Here is a 15444-nt window from a genome sequence, read left to right as displayed (position 1 = left end):
CTGTGGATCCAATCAACCTCAGCGGGCGGTGATTTTCCAGGCCCGGTGGATCTTGCCGTTACGGGCGAAATCCGGGTCGATGGTCTTGGCGGTGATCTCCTCGACGGCATAACGCGCCGCCAGGTTTTCCTCGAGCTGGAACTTGCGGAAGTTGTTGGAGAAATACAGCACGCCACCGCTGGCCAACCGGGCCATGGCCAGGTCGAGCAGTTGAACGTGGTCACGCTGCACGTCGAACACCCCTTCCATGCGCTTGGAGTTGGAGAAGGTCGGCGGGTCGATGAAGATCAGGTCGAACTCATCGCGGCAGGTCTCCAGCCAGGCCATGACATCGCCCTGCTCCAGACGGTTCTTGTCGGAGAAACCGTTGAGCGACAGGTTTCGTCGCGCCCAGTCCAGGTAGGTTTTCGACAGGTCGACGCTGGTGGTGCTGCGCGCACCGCCCTTGGCCGCGTGCACACTGGCGGTGGCGGTGTAGCAGAACAGGTTGAGGAATCGCTTGCCGGCGGCTTCTTTCTGGATCCGCAGGCGCATCGGCCGGTGGTCGAGAAACAGCCCGGTGTCGAGATAGTCGGTGAGGTTGACCAGCAGCTTCACGCCACCTTCGCTGACCTCGGTGAACTTGCCCTGGGCGCTCTGGCGTTCGTACTGCTTGGTGCCGCTCTGGCGTTCGCGGCGCTTGATCACCACCCGGCTCTTGTCGACGTTCAACGCTTGCGGAATGGCCGCCAGGGCATCGAACAGACGGGCCTGGGCCTTTTCCGGGTCGATGGATTTCGGCGCGGCGTATTCCTGCACGTGCACCCAGTCGTGGTACAGGTCGATGGCCAGGGAATATTCCGGCATGTCGGCATCGTAGACGCGATAGCACTCGACGCCTTCGCGCTTGGCCCACTTGCCCAGCAGCTTGAGGTTCTTCTGCAGGCGGTTGGCGAACATCTGCCCGCCTTCGCTCAGGCGCGCCTGCTCGACCACGGGGGCTGGCGCCGGCGCCGGTTTGATCGGGTTGCCGTTCTTGTTGTACTGGCGCTCCTGCGGAACCAGCGGCGCCTTGTCGGCCTCGGCCTGTTCGCGTTCGATCTGCCGTTGCTCCGGGGTACGCCGCTCGCCGGTGACGAACTGGTCTGGCTGCACCTTGATCAACAGCAGCTTGCACGGCAAGGCGCCGTTCCAGAACGAATACTGCTTGTGGCTGCGGATGCCCATGCGCTTGCCCAGATCCGGCGCGCCGGTGAATACCGCCGCTTCCCAGCCCAGGCAGGCCTGACGCAGGCGCTCGCCGAGGTTCTGGTAGAGATACAGCAGGCTGGCTTCGTCACCCAGGCGCTCGCCGTAGGGCGGGTTGCTGATCACCAGGCCTTTCTGGTTCTGGTCCGGGCGCGGCTCGAAAGTCGCCACTTCGCCCTGGTAGATCTTGATCCACTCACTGAGGCCGGCGCGCTCGACGTTGTTGCGCCCTGGCTGGATCAGCCGCGGGTCGGCTTCGTAACCGCGAATCCACAGCGGCGGCTTGGCCAGGCCGGCCTGTGCCCGCGCCTGGGCTTCTTCATGCAGCTTGCGCCACAGGGCCGGGACGTGACCGAGCCAGGCAGTGAAACCCCATTGCTCGCGCTTGAGGTTGGGGGCGATGTCGGCGGCGATCATCGCAGCTTCCACCAGGAAGGTCCCCACGCCGCACATCGGGTCGGCCAGGGCGCCGCCATTGGCCGCGATACGTGGCCAGCCGGAACGGATCAGGATCGCCGCCGCGAGGTTTTCCTTCAGCGGCGCCGCGCCCTGCTGCAGGCGATAGCCGCGCTGGTGCAGGCTGTGGCCGGACAGGTCGAGGGAGAGGATGGCTTCGCCGCGATCCAGGCGCAGGTGAATGCGCAGGTCCGGGTTGAGCTTGTCGATGGAGGGACGCTCGCCGGTCGGCGTGCGCAGCCGGTCGACGATGGCGTCCTTGACCTTCAAGGCGCCGAAGTGAGTGTTGTCGATGCCCGAGCCGTGGCCGCTGAACTCCACAGCCAGGGTGCCGTCCGCCAGCATGTGGTCCTGCCAGTCGACGTCATGCACGCCGTGATAGAGGTCTTCGGCGTCCTTCATCGGGAAGCGCTTGAGCACCAGCAGTACCCGGTTGGCCAGGCGCGACCAGAGGCACAGGCGGTAGGCGGTCTCCATGTCGGCCATGCCGCGCACGGCCGAGGTATGTTCGCGCGCGTCTTCAAGGCCAAGCCCGGCGGCTTCCTCGATGAGCAGGCCTTCAAGGCCTTTGGGACAGGTGAGGAAGAGTTCGTAGCGATCCGACATGGGAGTTCAGGGCCTTTAGCAATAAGTGAACGGACAACGCATCGTCCGCCCGGTTTTCAATCAAGCGCTTTTCTTGAAGAGCGCTCGCGTGGCACGAATCTGTGCCGTCCCGCCCCTGCTGTTCAGCTCGCCGCTAGCGGTGACCACTGGGGTCAAAAGAGCTTAGATGCCGGGGCAGATAATAAAGTCAGCGAAACAAAAGGTCATAACTCGACCTTTCATCGAATAATACCTGAGTGCAACGGAATGGAATTCTCACTAAAGCATTAAGCCCATCATCCAGTAAGAGGCTGATCAGAGCGAGGTTTGCCTGATCAACCCGATGTAAAGCAGGCCATTCTTATGGCCTCAACATCATTATCGTTACGTCCTTATGACAAAACGATCATTCCCTCGTTGTGACGCATTGGTTAGAAATCAACTCAGGTTGGCGCCGCAATGACGCCAACGCCACGCTCGCGACGCCGGCAGCGAGCACCAACGGCAGAAGCATTCTGCCCGGCCTCAAACGAGGCCGACGGGACATAAGACAGTCAACAAGTGAGGGAAACACCCTATGAGAAGACTTAAGCGTGATCCGTTGGAAAGAGCATTTTTGCGCGGATATCAGTATGGCGTTCATGGCAAGTCCCGTGAGCTTTGCCCATTTACTCTACCGTCGGTACGCCAAGCCTGGATCAATGGCTGGCGCGAAGGACGCGGCGACAACTGGGACGGTATGACCGGCACTGCGGGAATCCACAGACTCAACGAACTTCACGCCGTCGGCTAAAACAGGGCACACATTCCGACACCAAAATCTGAATACGTAACGACTTAACCACGCACGTCCCATCCGGACGGCGGGCTGCGGCCCAGGGGCTCCTTTCAGGAGCCCTTTTTATTGGCCGCGCAAAAAGCCGCTGCCCTCAGCGCAACGCGGCGATCGCGTCCACCGACTCGCGAATCAGCGCCGGGCCCTTGTAGATGAAGCCCGAATACAACTGCACCAGGCTGGCGCCGGCAGCGATCTTTTCCGCCGCATGCTTGCCTTCGGTGATACCGCCCACCGCAATGATCGGCAAACGCCCGGCCAGTTCGCCCGCCAGCACCTTCACGGTGTGGGTGCTCTTGTCGCGCACCGGCGCGCCGGACAGGCCGCCCGCCTCGTCGCCATGCTCCATACCTTCGACGCCAACGCGGCTCAGGGTGGTGTTGGTGGCGATGACCGCGTCCATTCCGGTCTCGATCAGCGCTTGCGCCACTTCGGCGGTTTCTTCGTCGGTCATGTCCGGGGCGATCTTGATCGCCAGCGGTACCCGCTTGCCATGCTGCATCGCCAGTTCCTGCTGACGCTGGCTGAGGGCGCCAAGCAACTGCTTGAGCGACTCGCCGAACTGCAGGCTGCGCAGGCCCGGGGTGTTGGGCGAACTGACGTTGACCGTCACGTAGCTGGCGTGGGCATACACCTTGTCCAGGCAGATCAGGTAATCATCCACCGCACGCTCGACCGGGGTGTCGAAGTTCTTGCCGATGTTGATCCCCAGCACGCCCTTGTACTTGGCCGCCGCCACCCGGGCCAGCAGGTGATCGACGCCCAGGTTGTTGAAGCCCATGCGGTTGATGATCGCCTCGGCTTCCGGCAGGCGGAAGATCCGCGGCTTGGGATTGCCCGGCTGCGGACGCGGAGTGATGGTGCCAATTTCAACGAAGCCGAAACCCAATTGGGCGAAGCCGTCGATGGCCGCGCCGTTCTTGTCCAGGCCGGCCGCGAGGCCGACCGGGTTCGGGAAGTCCAGGCCCATGACCTTCACCGGCATCTGCGCCGGCGCCTTGCACAGCAAGCCATTGAGGCCCAAACGCCCGCCCGCGCCGATCAGGTCCAGGGACAGATCGTGGGAGGTTTCCGGGGAGAGTTTGAACAACAGCTGGCGGGCCAGGGTATACATGGGCGGGCTTGACTCGGTGGCGGCGAAATGAGGCGGCGATTATAGCCGGGCATGGGGGCCGCAGGCGAGGCACGCGGCGAAATCAGCGGTGAATGGCATATGCCTTGCACCACAACCTGCATCAGCACCCAGGCCAATGGCGGCGTGGGTCGAAAGACAAAGGCGTCGTTACCCCGCCGGCTCTGCCTGGCGCGGGTGCGACGTTTTTTTATGGAAGCTTTTTATGGCCGCTTTTTTATGGAGGACGCCAGCCCATGAATGAACTCCCCGTCAGCCCGCTGGCCTGGGTCAACGGCAGCGATGCCCCGGAAAAGACCGCGATCAACCTCGGTTTCATGGCCTTGAGCGACTGCGCCTCGGTGGTGGTCGCCGCCACTCAGGGCTTCGCCCAACCTTACGGCCTGACCCTGAACCTCAAGCGCCAGGCGTCCTGGGCCAACCTGCGGGACAAGCTGGTGAGCGGCGAGCTGGATGCCGCCCACAGCCTGTACGGCCTGATCTACGCCGTGCACCTGGGCATCGGCGGGGTCAACGCCAGCGACATGGCGGTGCTGATGGGCCTGAACCAGAACGGCCAGAGCATCAACCTCTCGCGGGAGCTGCAAGCCCTGAACGTGACCACTCCTGAAGCGCTTCACCGGCACGTGCACCAAAGCCGGGCAAGGCTGACCTTCGCCCAGACCTTCCCCACCGGCACCCACGCCATGTGGCTGTATTACTGGCTGGCCGCCCAGGGCATCCACCCGTTGCAGGACGTCGACAGCGTGGTGGTGCCGCCGCCGCAAATGGTCGCGCACCTGCAGGCCGGGCGCATCGACGGTTTCTGTGTGGGCGAACCCTGGAGCGCCAGCGCGGTGAACCAGAACCTGGGCTTCACCCTGGCCACCAGCCAGGCGATCTGGCCCGACCACCCGGAAAAAGTCCTCGGCTGCACCCGTGCCTTCGTCGAGCAGTACCCGAACACCGCGCGGGCCCTGGTCATGGCAATCCTCGAGGCCAGCCGCTTCATCGAGCAGAGCCGCGAGAACCGCCAGAGCACCGCGCAACTGCTGAGCGCCCGCGAGTACCTCGATGCGCCGCTGGACTGCATCGAGCCGCGCCTGCTCGGCGAATATGCCGACGGCCTTGGCCACCGCTGGCAGGACCCGCACGCGCTACGCTTTCATAATGAAGGCGCGGTCAACCTGCCGTATCTGTCCGACGGCATGTGGTTCATGACCCAGTTCCGCCGCTGGGGCCTGCTGCGCGAAGATCCGGATTACCTGGGCATCGCGCGCCAGGTGCAGCAACTCGAACTCTATCGTGAAGCCGCCACCGCCGTCGGCGTCGCATCCTGGGGCCAGGACATGCGCAGCAGCCAGTTGATCGACGGCAAGCTATGGGACGGTTCGGACCCGGCCGCCTATGCCCGCAGCTTCCAGCTGCACGCCATGAGCGACAGCTCCCCTCTTCTCGCCAGCCGCTGACAGGAGCCCGAGACCATGTTGCGTATCCTGCTGATCAACGACACCGCCAAGAAGGTCGGTCGGCTCAAGGCGGCCCTGATGGAAGCCGGTTTCGAGGTGATCGACGAGTCGGGCCTGACCATCGACCTGCCGACGCGCGTCGAAACGGTGCGTCCGGACGTGATCCTGATCGATACCGAATCACCGAGCCGCGATGTGATGGAGCAAGTGGTGCTGGTCAGCCGCGACCAGCCACGGCCGATCGTGATGTTCACCGACGAGCACGACCCCGACGTGATGCGCCACGCTATCAAGTCCGGGGTCAGTGCCTACATAGTCGAAGGCATCCAGGCCCAGCGCCTGCAGCCCATTCTCGACGTGGCCATGGCCCGCTTCGAGAGCGACCAGGCCTTGCGCGCGCAGCTACAGGCCCGCGACCAGCAACTGGCCGAGCGCAAGCGCATCGAGCTGGCCAAGGGCCTGTTGATGAAGATGAAAGACTGCAACGAAGAACAGGCCTACACCCTGATGCGCCGCCAGGCCATGAGCCGCCAGCAGAAGCTGATCCAGGTGGCGGAGCAGATCATCGCCATGAGCGAGTTGCTGGGCTGAATCCCGCAGCTGTGGTGCGGCCGCCTATCGCGGGCAAGCCTCGCTCCTACGGAGACGACCGTGAGTTTCTGTAGGAGCGAGGCTTGCCCGCGATCCGGGACACCTGGACTGCAACTCTTGGCACAAATCTGGCTATGTAATCGACACAGGTAACCAACGGCGGTTGCCCCACCTACGACAAAGACGTCGCACACCCTTCTCGCCCCAGGCGATGCGGGTTGCGGCGTTTTTTCGTTTTGGCCCCACAGCCCGGGCCGGTGGAGCGGCCGTAATGGCGCCCCACGCAAAAGCTCATGACTCCTTTCGAGACTCTTAACAGCTGAGGTGCGCGATGAATTCAAGCTTCTGGAAATCCGGCCACACCCCGACATTGTTCGCGGCCTTCCTCTACTTCGACCTGAGCTTCATGGTCTGGTACCTGCTCGGCCCACTGGCCGTGCAGATCGCCGCCGACCTGCAACTGACCACCCAGCAGCGCGGGCTGATGGTGGCCACGCCGATCCTGGCCGGCGCCGTGCTGCGGTTCGCCATGGGCCTGCTGGCCGATCGCCTGTCCCCCAAGACCGCCGGGCTGATCGGCCAGGTGATTGTCATCGGCGCGCTGTTCTGCGCCTGGAAGCTGGGCATCCACAGCTATGAACAGGCCCTGCTGCTGGGGCTGTTCCTGGGCATGGCCGGCGCTTCGTTCGCCGTGGCCCTGCCGCTGGCCTCGCAATGGTATCCACCACAGCACCAGGGCAAGGCGATGGGCATCGCCGGGGCCGGCAACTCCGGCACGGTATTCGCGGCGCTGTTCGCACCGTTGCTGGCCGGTGCCTTCGGCTGGAGCAACGTGTTCGGCTTCGCCCTGATCCCACTGATCCTGACCCTGGTGCTGTTCGCCTGGCTGGCCAGGAACGCCCCGGAACGGCCCAAGGCCAAATCCATGGCCGACTACTTCAAGGCCCTGGGCGACCGCGACAGCTGGTGGTTCATGCTCTTCTACAGCGTGACCTTCGGCGGCTTCATCGGCCTGGCCAGCGCCCTGCCCGGCTACTTCAACGACCAGTACGGCCTGAGCCCGGTCACCGCCGGCTACTACACTGCCGCCTGCGTGTTCGGCGGCAGCCTGATGCGCCCGCTGGGCGGCGCGCTGGCCGATCGTTTCGGCGGCATTCGCACCCTGCTGGTGATGTACAGCGTCGCGGCGGTATGCATCGCCGCGGTCGGTTTCAACCTGCCCAGCTCCTACGCGGCCCTGGCCCTGTTCGTATGCACCATGCTCGGCCTGGGTGCGGGTAACGGCGCGGTCTTCCAGTTGGTGCCGCAACGCTTTCGTCGCGAGATCGGAGTGATGACCGGGCTGATCGGCATGGCCGGCGGCATCGGCGGTTTCGCCCTAGCCGCGGGCATGGGCGCGATCAAGCAAAGCACCGGCAGCTATCAACTGGCCCTGTGGCTGTTCGCCAGCCTGGGCGTGCTGGCCTGGTTCGGCCTGCACGGGGTGAAACGCCGCTGGCGGACCACCTGGGGCTCCGCCGCTGTCACCGCGGCGCGGGTCTGAGCCGTCCATGAGCCTGCAACTGAGCCACGCCCAGGCCAGCGCCATCGGTCCGCGCGCGGAGAACCAGGACGCCTTGCGCCTGGTCACCCCGGCGCCGACCCTGGCCGCCAGCAAGGGGCTGCTGTTCGCCATCGCCGACGGTGTCAGCCAATGCGCCGATGGCGGCCTGGCCGCGCGCTCGACCTTGCAGGCGCTGGCGCTGGACTACTACGCCACCCCGGAAACCTGGGCCGTGGCCCAGGCCCTGGAACGCCTGCTGCTCGCGCAGAATCGCTGGTTGCAGGCCAACGGCGGCGGCCAGCCGCTGCTGACCACCGTCAGCGCCCTGGTGCTGCGCGGCCGGCGCTTTACCCTGGCCCATGTCGGCGATTGCCGGGTCTATCGCTGGCATGCCGATCAGTTGCAACGCATCAGCGACGATCATGTCTGGGACCAACCCGGCATGCAGCATGTGCTCAAGCGTGCCCTGGGCCTGGACCAGCACCTGGTGGTGGACTTCCTCGACGGCGAGCTGCGGGAAAACGAAAGTTTCCTGATGCTCAGCGATGGCGTCTGGGCGACCCTGGGCGACACCGCCATCGCCGCGATCCTGCGCGACCAGCCCGACCTCGACAGCGCGGTGCAGACCCTGGTCAGCGCCGCGCACCTGGCCGGCAGCCAGGACAATGCCAGCGCCCTGCTGGTGCGGGTCGAAGCCCTGGGCGAAAGCTCCATCGGCGACGCCCTGATTCACTTGCAGCAATGGCCACTGCCGCCGCCTCTCAAACCGGGCCAGCACTTCGAAGGCTGGCAGGTCGTCGAGGTGCTCGGACAGAGCCAGCAATCCCTGCTGTACCGCGTGCTCGATGCGCAACAACAACCCTGGCTGCTGAAAACCCTGCCCGGTCATCTGCACGACGATCATCAGGCCGGGCAATCGCTGCTGTCAGAGGAGTGGTTCCTGCGTCGGGTGGCCGGCCGGCACTTTCCCGAAGTGCATGCCGCGACCAGCCGCCAGCATCTGTATTACGTGATGCGCGAATACCCGGGGCAGACCCTGGCCGAGCATCTGCAACAACATGGTCCCTTGCCGCTGGCGCAGTGGCAGGACCTGGCCGAGCGCCTGCTACGGGCCGTAGGCCTGCTGCACCGCCGGCAGATCCTGCACCGCGACATCAAGCCGGAAAACCTGCTGCTCGGGGACGACGGCGAACTGCGCCTGCTGGATTTCGGCCTGGCCTATTGCCCCGGCCTGTCCGAGGACCAGGCGCACCTGCTGCCCGGCACCCCGAGCTATATCGCCCCAGAGGCTTTCAACGGCGTGGCGCCGACACCGCGGCAGGACCTGTACGCGGTAGGCGTGACCCTCTACCACTTGCTGACCGGGCATTTTCCCTACGGCGAAATCGAAGCCTTCCAGCGCCCGCGCTTCACCACCCCGGTCAGCGCCAGCCGCTATCGCCCGGACCTGCCGGACTGGCTCGAACAGAGCCTGGAACGCGCGGTACAGGCCGATCCGGCCCAACGTTATGAAACCGCCGAAGAGTGGTTGCTGTTGCTGGAACAGGGCGAGCGCCGCAGCCTCAGCGTGCGCCCCAGACCGCTGCTGGAACGCGAGCCCTTGAAAGTCTGGCGCACCCTGGCGCTGGTCTCGCTGTTGCTCAACCTGCTGTTGCTGTACCTGTTCCTGCATCACTGACCTCAGTGTTCTCCTGTAGCCGCTGCCACAGGCTGCGACCGGCACCGCAGGGGCCGCAGAACCTGACGACGCGGTTTTACCCGCAGGTAGGGGATGCCGCCTTACGCCGGCTACGCCGTCGATCGCAGCCTGCGGCAGCGGCTACAGGGATCGCGCAGCGTGCGCCAGAAACGGGCAAGACGCTTTGAATCAGTGCAGAAAATCCTCCCTGCTGGCCAGAGGCAGGCTTTCAGCCCCGCTGAAACCGCCATTGGCGGAACTTGGCACAACCGCTGCATTAACTCTCCCAACAGCATATACGACCCGGCCTTCAACGACGAAGGATGGGTTTTCCCGAGAGAACGGGACCGGACAAAGGCGTCCTGCCAGGCAACTGGCGGGGCGCCTTTTTTGTTTGCGCAACGTTTATCGAGCCAGGCCCGGCATGCCCGACGGCCTGTCTACGCGGAGAGCGAAATGAACAAACTCAAGCTGGTGATGATCGGCAACGGCATGGCCGGGGTACGCACCCTGGAAGAGCTGCTCAAGCTGAGCAATGAGCTGTACGACATCACGGTCTTCGGCGCGGAGCCCCACACCAACTACAACCGCATCCTGCTCTCCCCGGTACTGGCCGGCGAACAGACCTTCGAAGAGATCGTGCTCAACGACCTGAGCTGGTACCTGGACAACCACATCAAGCTGCTGCTCAACCGCAAGGTGGTGCAGATCGACCGGGTCAAGCGCCGGGTGATCGCCGAAGACGGCAGCGAAGCCGAGTACGACCGCCTGCTGATCGCCACCGGTTCGACCCCGTTCATCCTGCCGATTCCCGGCAACGACCTGCAGGGCGTAATCGGCTACCGCGATATCGCCGACACCCAGGCGATGATCGACACCGCCAAGACCCACAAGCACGCAGTGGTCATCGGCGGCGGCCTGCTCGGCCTCGAAGCCGCCAACGGCCTGATGCTGCGCGGCATGGACGTGACCGTGGTGCACATCGGCGAATGGCTGCTGGAGCGCCAGCTGGACAAGACCAGCGGCCAGCTGCTGCAAAGCGCCCTGGAAAGCCGCGGCCTGAAATTCCGCCTGAGCGAACAGACCCAGGCCCTGCACGACGCGGGCAATGGCCGGGTCGGCTCGGTGCAGTTCAAGAACGGCGACATCATTCCCGCCGACCTGGTGGTGATGGCCGCCGGCATCCGGCCCAATACCGAGCTGGCGGAAAAAGCCGGGCTGCCGTGCAGCCGCGGGATCCTGGTCAACGACACCCTGCAGACCTACGACCCACGCATCTACGCCATCGGCGAATGCGCGAGCCATCGCGGCATCGCCTACGGCCTGGTGGCGCCGCTGTTCGAACAGGCCAAGGTCTGCGCCAACCACCTCGCTCAACTGGGCTTCGCCACTTACAAGGGCTCGGTGACCTCGACCAAGTTGAAAGTCACCGGCATCGACCTGTTCTCCGCCGGCGACTTCATGGGCGGCGAAGGCACCGAGACCATCACCCTCTCCGACCCCATCGGCGGCGTGTACAAAAAACTGGTGATCAAGGACGACATCCTGGTCGGCGCCTGCCTGTATGGCGATACCGCCGACGGCGGCTGGTACTTCCGGCAGATCCGCGAGAACCACGCCATCGGCGAGATCCGCGACCACCTGATGTTCGGCGAGAACGCCCTGGGCGATGTCGGCCACCAGGGCCAGGACAAGGCCATGAGCATGGCCGACAGCGCCGAAGTCTGCGGCTGCAATGGCGTGTGCAAGGGCACCATCGTCAAGGCGATCCAGGAGCACGGCCTGTTCAGCGTCGACGAGGTCAAGAAACACACCAAGGCCGCCAGCTCCTGCGGCTCCTGCGCCGGCCTGGTGGAACAGATCCTGATCAACACCGTGGGCGGCGCGGCCGACGTCAAGCCAAAAAGCGAGAAAGCCATCTGCGGCTGCAGCGACCTCAACCACGGGCAGATCCGCCAGGCGATCCGCGAACAGCACCTGCTGACCATCGCCGGCACCATGAGCTACCTGAACTGGCGCACGCCCAACGGCTGTGCCTCCTGCCGCCCGGCGCTGAACTACTACCTGATTGCCACCTGGCCGGGCGAGGCCAGGGACGACCCGCAATCGCGCCTGATCAACGAACGGGCCCACGCCAATATCCAGAAAGACGGCACCTATTCGGTGGTGCCGCGGATGTGGGGTGGCGTCACCACCCCCTCCGAACTGCGGCGCATCGCTGACGTGGCGGACAAGTACCAGGTGCCGATGGTCAAGGTCACCGGCGGCCAGCGCATCGACCTTTTGGGTATCAAGAAACAGGATTTGCCTGGGGTCTGGAAAGACCTGGACATGCCCTCCGGCCACGCCTACGGCAAGTCCATCCGCACCGTGAAAACCTGCGTCGGCAGCGAGTTCTGCCGCTTCGGCACGCAGAACTCCACCCAGCTGGGCATCGAACTGGAGCATGACCTGTTCAACATGTGGTCGCCGCACAAGGTCAAGCTGGCGGTCTCCGGCTGCCCGCGCAACTGCGCCGAGGCCGGGATCAAGGACGTCGGCATCATCGGCGTCGACTCGGGCTGGGAGATGTATATCGGTGGTAACGGCGGGATCAAGACCGAGGTCGCGGAGTTCTTCGTCAAGCTGAAAACCGCCGACGAAGTGCGCGAATACAACGGCGCTTTCCTGCAGCTGTACCGCGAGGAAGCCTTCTACCTGGAGCGCACTGTGCACTACCTGCAGCGGGTCGGCATGGCGTACATCAAGCAGGCCATCATCGAAGACCCGCAACGGCGCAAGGCCCTCAACGAGCGCCTGCAATTCTCCCTGTCCTTCGAACAGGACCCGTGGAAGGAGCGCCAGGAACAGCCGCAGTTGAAAAAAGAGTTCGAGCCGATCCGCGTCAAGCAACTGGAGGTGCTGCCATGAACTGGCTGGATATCTGCGCCCTGGACGAGATCAACGCCCTGGGCTCGCGCATCGTCAACGGCCCCAGGGGCGACATCGCGATCTTTCGCACCAGCGACGACGAAGTCTTCGCCCTCGACGACCGCTGCCCGCACAAGGGTGGGCCGCTGTCCCAGGGGCTGATCTACGGCAAGACGGTCGCCTGCCCGTTGCACAACTGGCAGATCGACCTGGAGTCCGGCGAAGCACAGGCGCCGGATATCGGCTGCGCCCATCACCATCTGGCGCGGGTGGAAAACGGCCGCGTGCTGCTGGCCCTGCGGGATGCCGGCTGATGAACCGCCAGACGACCGCCTCGACCTGCTGTTACTGCGGCGTTGGCTGTGGCGTGCTGATCGAGCACGACGGCGAACGCATCCTCGGCGTCAGTGGCGACCCGAGCCATCCGGCCAACCACGGCAAACTGTGCAGCAAAGGCTCCACCCTGCACCTGACCGGCGACCTCGCGGCCCGCGCCCTGTATCCGGAATTGCGCCTGGGCAAGGCCCTGGCGCGCAGCCGCACCGACTGGGACACCGCACTGGAACATGCGGCCAACCTGTTTGCCGAAACCATCGCCGAACACGGCCCGGACAGCGTGGCCTTCTATATCTCCGGGCAATTGCTTACCGAGGATTACTACGCCTTCAACAAGCTGGCCCGGGCCCTGGTGGGCACCAACAACATCGACAGCAATTCGCGGCTGTGCATGTCTTCGGCGGTGGTCGGCTACAAACGCAGCCTGGGCGCCGATGCCCCGCCCTGCAGCTACGAAGACCTCGAACTGAGCGATTGCGTGATGATCGTCGGCAGCAACATGGCCTACGCCCATCCGGTGCTGTTCCGCCGCCTGGAGCAGGCCAAGCGCCTGCGGCCGCAGATGAAAGTGATCGTCATCGACCCGCGGCGCACCGACACCTGCGACCTGGCCGACCTGCACCTGGCGATCCTGCCCGGCACCGATGTCGCACTGTTCCACGGCATCCTGCACCTGCTGCTGTGGCAGGACTGGATCGATCGCGACTTCATCCAGGCGCATACCGAAGGCCTGGCCGAGCTGAAGAACCTGGTCCACGACTACACCCCGCATATGGTCGCGCAGCTGTGCGGCATCAGCGTCGAGCAACTGCGCCAGTGCGCCGAATGGGTCGGCACCTCGCCGAGCTTCCTGTCGCTGTGGTGCATGGGGCTGAACCAGTCCAGTTCCGGCAGCGCGAAAAACAGCGCACTGATCAACCTGCACCTGGCCACCGGGCAAATCGGCCGCCCCGGGGCCGGCCCTTTCTCCCTCACCGGCCAGCCGAATGCCATGGGCGGCCGGGAAACCGGCAGCCTGTCGAACCTGTTGCCGGGACACCGGGACGCCGCCAACCCGGAGCACCGGGCTGAAGTCGCGGCCTACTGGGGCGTCGAGCAATTGCCGGCCAACCCCGGCCTGAGCGCGATCGAGCTGTTCGAACAGCTGCGCGGCGGCAAGATCAAGGCGCTGTGGATCGCCTGCACCAACCCGGCGCAATCGCTGCCCGACCAGAACGCGGTGCGAGAAGCCTTGCTGGCCTGCCCGTTCGTGATCCTGCAGGAAGCCTTTCGCACCACCGAGACCGCGACCTTTGCCGACCTGCTACTGCCCGCCGCCAGCTGGGGCGAGAAGGAAGGCAGCGTGACCAACTCGGAACGGCGCATCTCCCATGTGCGCCGCGCCGTGGCCGCGCCGGGCGAAGCACGCCCGGATTGGGCCATCACCCTGGACTTCGCCCGGCGCCTGGAACAGCGCCTGCGCCCGCAACGGCCCAGCCTGTTTGCCCTGGATACGCCTGCCCAGCTGTTCGATGAGTACAAACAGCTGACCCGCGGCCGCGACCTGGACCTTTCCGGCATCAGCCACGCGCTGATCGACCGTATCGGCCCGCAGCAATGGCCCTTCCCCGTCGGCGCCGAACAGGGGACGCCGCGGCTGTACGTCGACGGCCGCTTCCCGACCGCCAGCGGGCGGGCGCACTTCGTCAGCGACCCGTATCGCGCGGCCAAGGAACAGCGGGATGCGCGCTTCCCCCTGACCCTGATCACCGGCCGCCTGCGGGATCAATGGCACGGCATGAGCCGCACCGGCACCGCCGCCCAGCTGTTCGGGCATGTCAGCGAGGCCGCCCTCAGCCTGCACCCGGACGAACTGCGCCGGCAGAACCTGCAAGCGGGTGACCTGGTCTCGCTGAAAAGCCGTCGCGGCAGCGTGATAGTCGCAATAACGGATGACGACAGCGTGCGCCCGGGCCAGGCTTTCCTGCCGATGCATTGGGGCGATCGGTATCTCAAGGGCGGCGTCAATGCCGTGACTCAGCCGGCGTTCGATCCACTGTCCAAACAGCCAGAACTCAAGCACAGCGGTGTACGCCTGGAGCCGGTCCAGCTGCCGTGGCAATTGTTCGCCCTGATCGAAGGCGACGTGCAGCGGCATTTCGAAGCCCTGCGCCCGCTCTGTGAAAGTTTCGCCTACGTCAGTCTGAGCCTGGCCGGTCGCGAACGCCCGGCCCTGCTGCTGCGGGTGGCCAACGCCGAGGCGCCGGCGCCGCAACTGCTCAAGGACATCGACCAGTTGCTGGGGCTCAACGAAGGCCCGGTGCTGGCCTATGACGATCCTCGGCGCTCCATCGGCAAGCGGGTACGCATCGAACAGGGGCGGATCACCGCCATTCGCCTGGCCGGTGAAACCCTGGCCCGGCACTGGCTGCAGAACCTGTGGCTGGAAGGCAAGGCCGATGAGCAACTGCGCCGCTGGCTGCTGGCGCCGATGAGCGCACCGCCAGGGGCGGCCGGGTTGATTGCGTCGAACGGCAAGACCTTGTGCAACTGCAAGAACGTCAGCCAGAGCGCAGTCTGTGCCGGGATCTCCCGCGGCCTGGACCTCGATGGCCTGAAACAGGAGCTGGGCTGCGGCACTCAATGCGGCTCCTGCGTCCCCGAAATCAAACGTCTGCTGGCCAGCTCGGCACAGCCCGTCGCAATCCCCCTGTGAGGAAACAA

General features: G+C 65.0%; 10 protein-coding genes. 8 read left to right on the top strand and 2 right to left on the bottom strand.

Annotated elements, in window-relative coordinates:
• Positions 1 to 18: 18 nt before the first annotated feature.
• The gene (rlmKL, locus tag PMI20_RS12950) at positions 19 to 2289 is read right to left on the bottom strand and encodes a bifunctional 23S rRNA (guanine(2069)-N(7))-methyltransferase RlmK/23S rRNA (guanine(2445)-N(2))-methyltransferase RlmL (protein WP_007932188.1); all 2271 of its coding nucleotides are present in this window, start codon (positions 2287 to 2289) and stop codon (positions 19 to 21) included.
• A gap of 556 nt (positions 2290 to 2845) precedes the next feature.
• Here rlmKL and rmf point away from each other — a divergent pair.
• Positions 2846 to 3061 carry a ribosome modulation factor gene (rmf, locus tag PMI20_RS12945; protein ID WP_002553055.1) on the top strand — a complete coding sequence of 72 codons (216 nt, stop codon included), beginning with the start codon at positions 2846 to 2848 and terminating at the stop codon, positions 3059 to 3061.
• Between the two features lie 136 nt (positions 3062 to 3197).
• Here the strand turns inward: rmf and PMI20_RS12940 are convergent, their stop codons facing one another.
• Positions 3198 to 4217, bottom strand: coding sequence for a quinone-dependent dihydroorotate dehydrogenase (locus PMI20_RS12940; RefSeq protein WP_007932183.1), 1020 nt, complete (start codon positions 4215 to 4217; stop codon positions 3198 to 3200).
• Positions 4218 to 4471: 254 nt separating this feature from the next.
• Here PMI20_RS12940 and PMI20_RS12935 point away from each other — a divergent pair, with 254 nt between their 5' ends.
• The 7 genes from PMI20_RS12935 to PMI20_RS12905 all read left to right on the top strand — a co-directional run bounded on the left by PMI20_RS12935 (position 4472) and on the right by PMI20_RS12905 (position 15436).
• The gene (locus PMI20_RS12935) at positions 4472 to 5683 is read left to right on the top strand and encodes a CmpA/NrtA family ABC transporter substrate-binding protein (RefSeq protein ID WP_007932182.1); all 1212 of its coding nucleotides are present in this window, start codon (positions 4472 to 4474) and stop codon (positions 5681 to 5683) included.
• 15 nt (positions 5684 to 5698) lie between these two features.
• Positions 5699 to 6274 (top strand): ANTAR domain-containing response regulator, encoded by a 576-nt coding sequence (locus PMI20_RS12930; protein ID WP_007932173.1) that lies wholly within the window; start codon positions 5699 to 5701, stop codon positions 6272 to 6274.
• Between the two features lie 331 nt (positions 6275 to 6605).
• Positions 6606 to 7817, top strand: coding sequence for a nitrate/nitrite transporter (locus PMI20_RS12925; RefSeq protein WP_007932172.1), 1212 nt, complete (start codon positions 6606 to 6608; stop codon positions 7815 to 7817).
• Between the two features lie 7 nt (positions 7818 to 7824).
• Positions 7825 to 9495 (top strand): bifunctional protein-serine/threonine kinase/phosphatase, encoded by a 1671-nt coding sequence (locus tag PMI20_RS12920; RefSeq protein ID WP_284172921.1) that lies wholly within the window; start codon positions 7825 to 7827, stop codon positions 9493 to 9495.
• Between the two features lie 456 nt (positions 9496 to 9951).
• Positions 9952 to 12405 (top strand): nitrite reductase large subunit NirB, encoded by a 2454-nt coding sequence (gene nirB, locus PMI20_RS12915; RefSeq protein WP_007927532.1) that lies wholly within the window; start codon positions 9952 to 9954, stop codon positions 12403 to 12405.
• Positions 12402 to 12719 carry a nitrite reductase small subunit NirD gene (nirD, locus tag PMI20_RS12910; protein ID WP_007927531.1) on the top strand — a complete coding sequence of 106 codons (318 nt, stop codon included), beginning with the start codon at positions 12402 to 12404 and terminating at the stop codon, positions 12717 to 12719. The genes nirB and nirD overlap by 4 nt, the downstream gene beginning before the upstream one ends.
• Positions 12719 to 15436 carry a nitrate reductase gene (locus tag PMI20_RS12905; protein WP_007927529.1) on the top strand — a complete coding sequence of 906 codons (2718 nt, stop codon included), beginning with the start codon at positions 12719 to 12721 and terminating at the stop codon, positions 15434 to 15436. The genes nirD and PMI20_RS12905 overlap by 1 nt, the downstream gene beginning before the upstream one ends.
• The last annotated feature ends 8 nt before the right edge of the window (positions 15437 to 15444 follow it).

This window comes from Pseudomonas sp. GM17, from assembly GCF_000282175.2.
GTDB classification, from domain to species: Bacteria; Pseudomonadota; Gammaproteobacteria; order Pseudomonadales; family Pseudomonadaceae; genus Aquipseudomonas; species Aquipseudomonas chlororaphis.
This window is presented reverse-complemented; position numbering and strand designations above follow the sequence as displayed.

Bases quoted from the DNA above. Each gene is read 5' to 3' on its own strand.
- PMI20_RS12930 (WP_007932173.1), top strand. From the start codon at position 5,699: ATGTTGCGTATCCTGCTGATCAACGACACCGCCAAGAAGGTCGGTCGG.
- PMI20_RS12920 (WP_284172921.1), top strand. From the start codon at position 7,825: ATGAGCCTGCAACTGAGCCACGCCCAGGCCAGCGCCATCGGTCCGCGC.
- nirD (WP_007927531.1), top strand. From the start codon at position 12,402: ATGAACTGGCTGGATATCTGCGCCCTGGACGAGATCAACGCCCTGGGC.
- nirB (WP_007927532.1), top strand. From the start codon at position 9,952: ATGAACAAACTCAAGCTGGTGATGATCGGCAACGGCATGGCCGGGGTA.
- rlmKL (WP_007932188.1), bottom strand. From the start codon at position 2,289: ATGTCGGATCGCTACGAACTCTTCCTCACCTGTCCCAAAGGCCTTGAA.
- PMI20_RS12925 (WP_007932172.1), top strand. From the start codon at position 6,606: ATGAATTCAAGCTTCTGGAAATCCGGCCACACCCCGACATTGTTCGCG.
- PMI20_RS12935 (WP_007932182.1), top strand. From the start codon at position 4,472: ATGAATGAACTCCCCGTCAGCCCGCTGGCCTGGGTCAACGGCAGCGAT.
- rmf (WP_002553055.1), top strand. From the start codon at position 2,846: ATGAGAAGACTTAAGCGTGATCCGTTGGAAAGAGCATTTTTGCGCGGA.
- PMI20_RS12940 (WP_007932183.1), bottom strand. From the start codon at position 4,217: ATGTATACCCTGGCCCGCCAGCTGTTGTTCAAACTCTCCCCGGAAACC.
- PMI20_RS12905 (WP_007927529.1), top strand. From the start codon at position 12,719: ATGAACCGCCAGACGACCGCCTCGACCTGCTGTTACTGCGGCGTTGGC.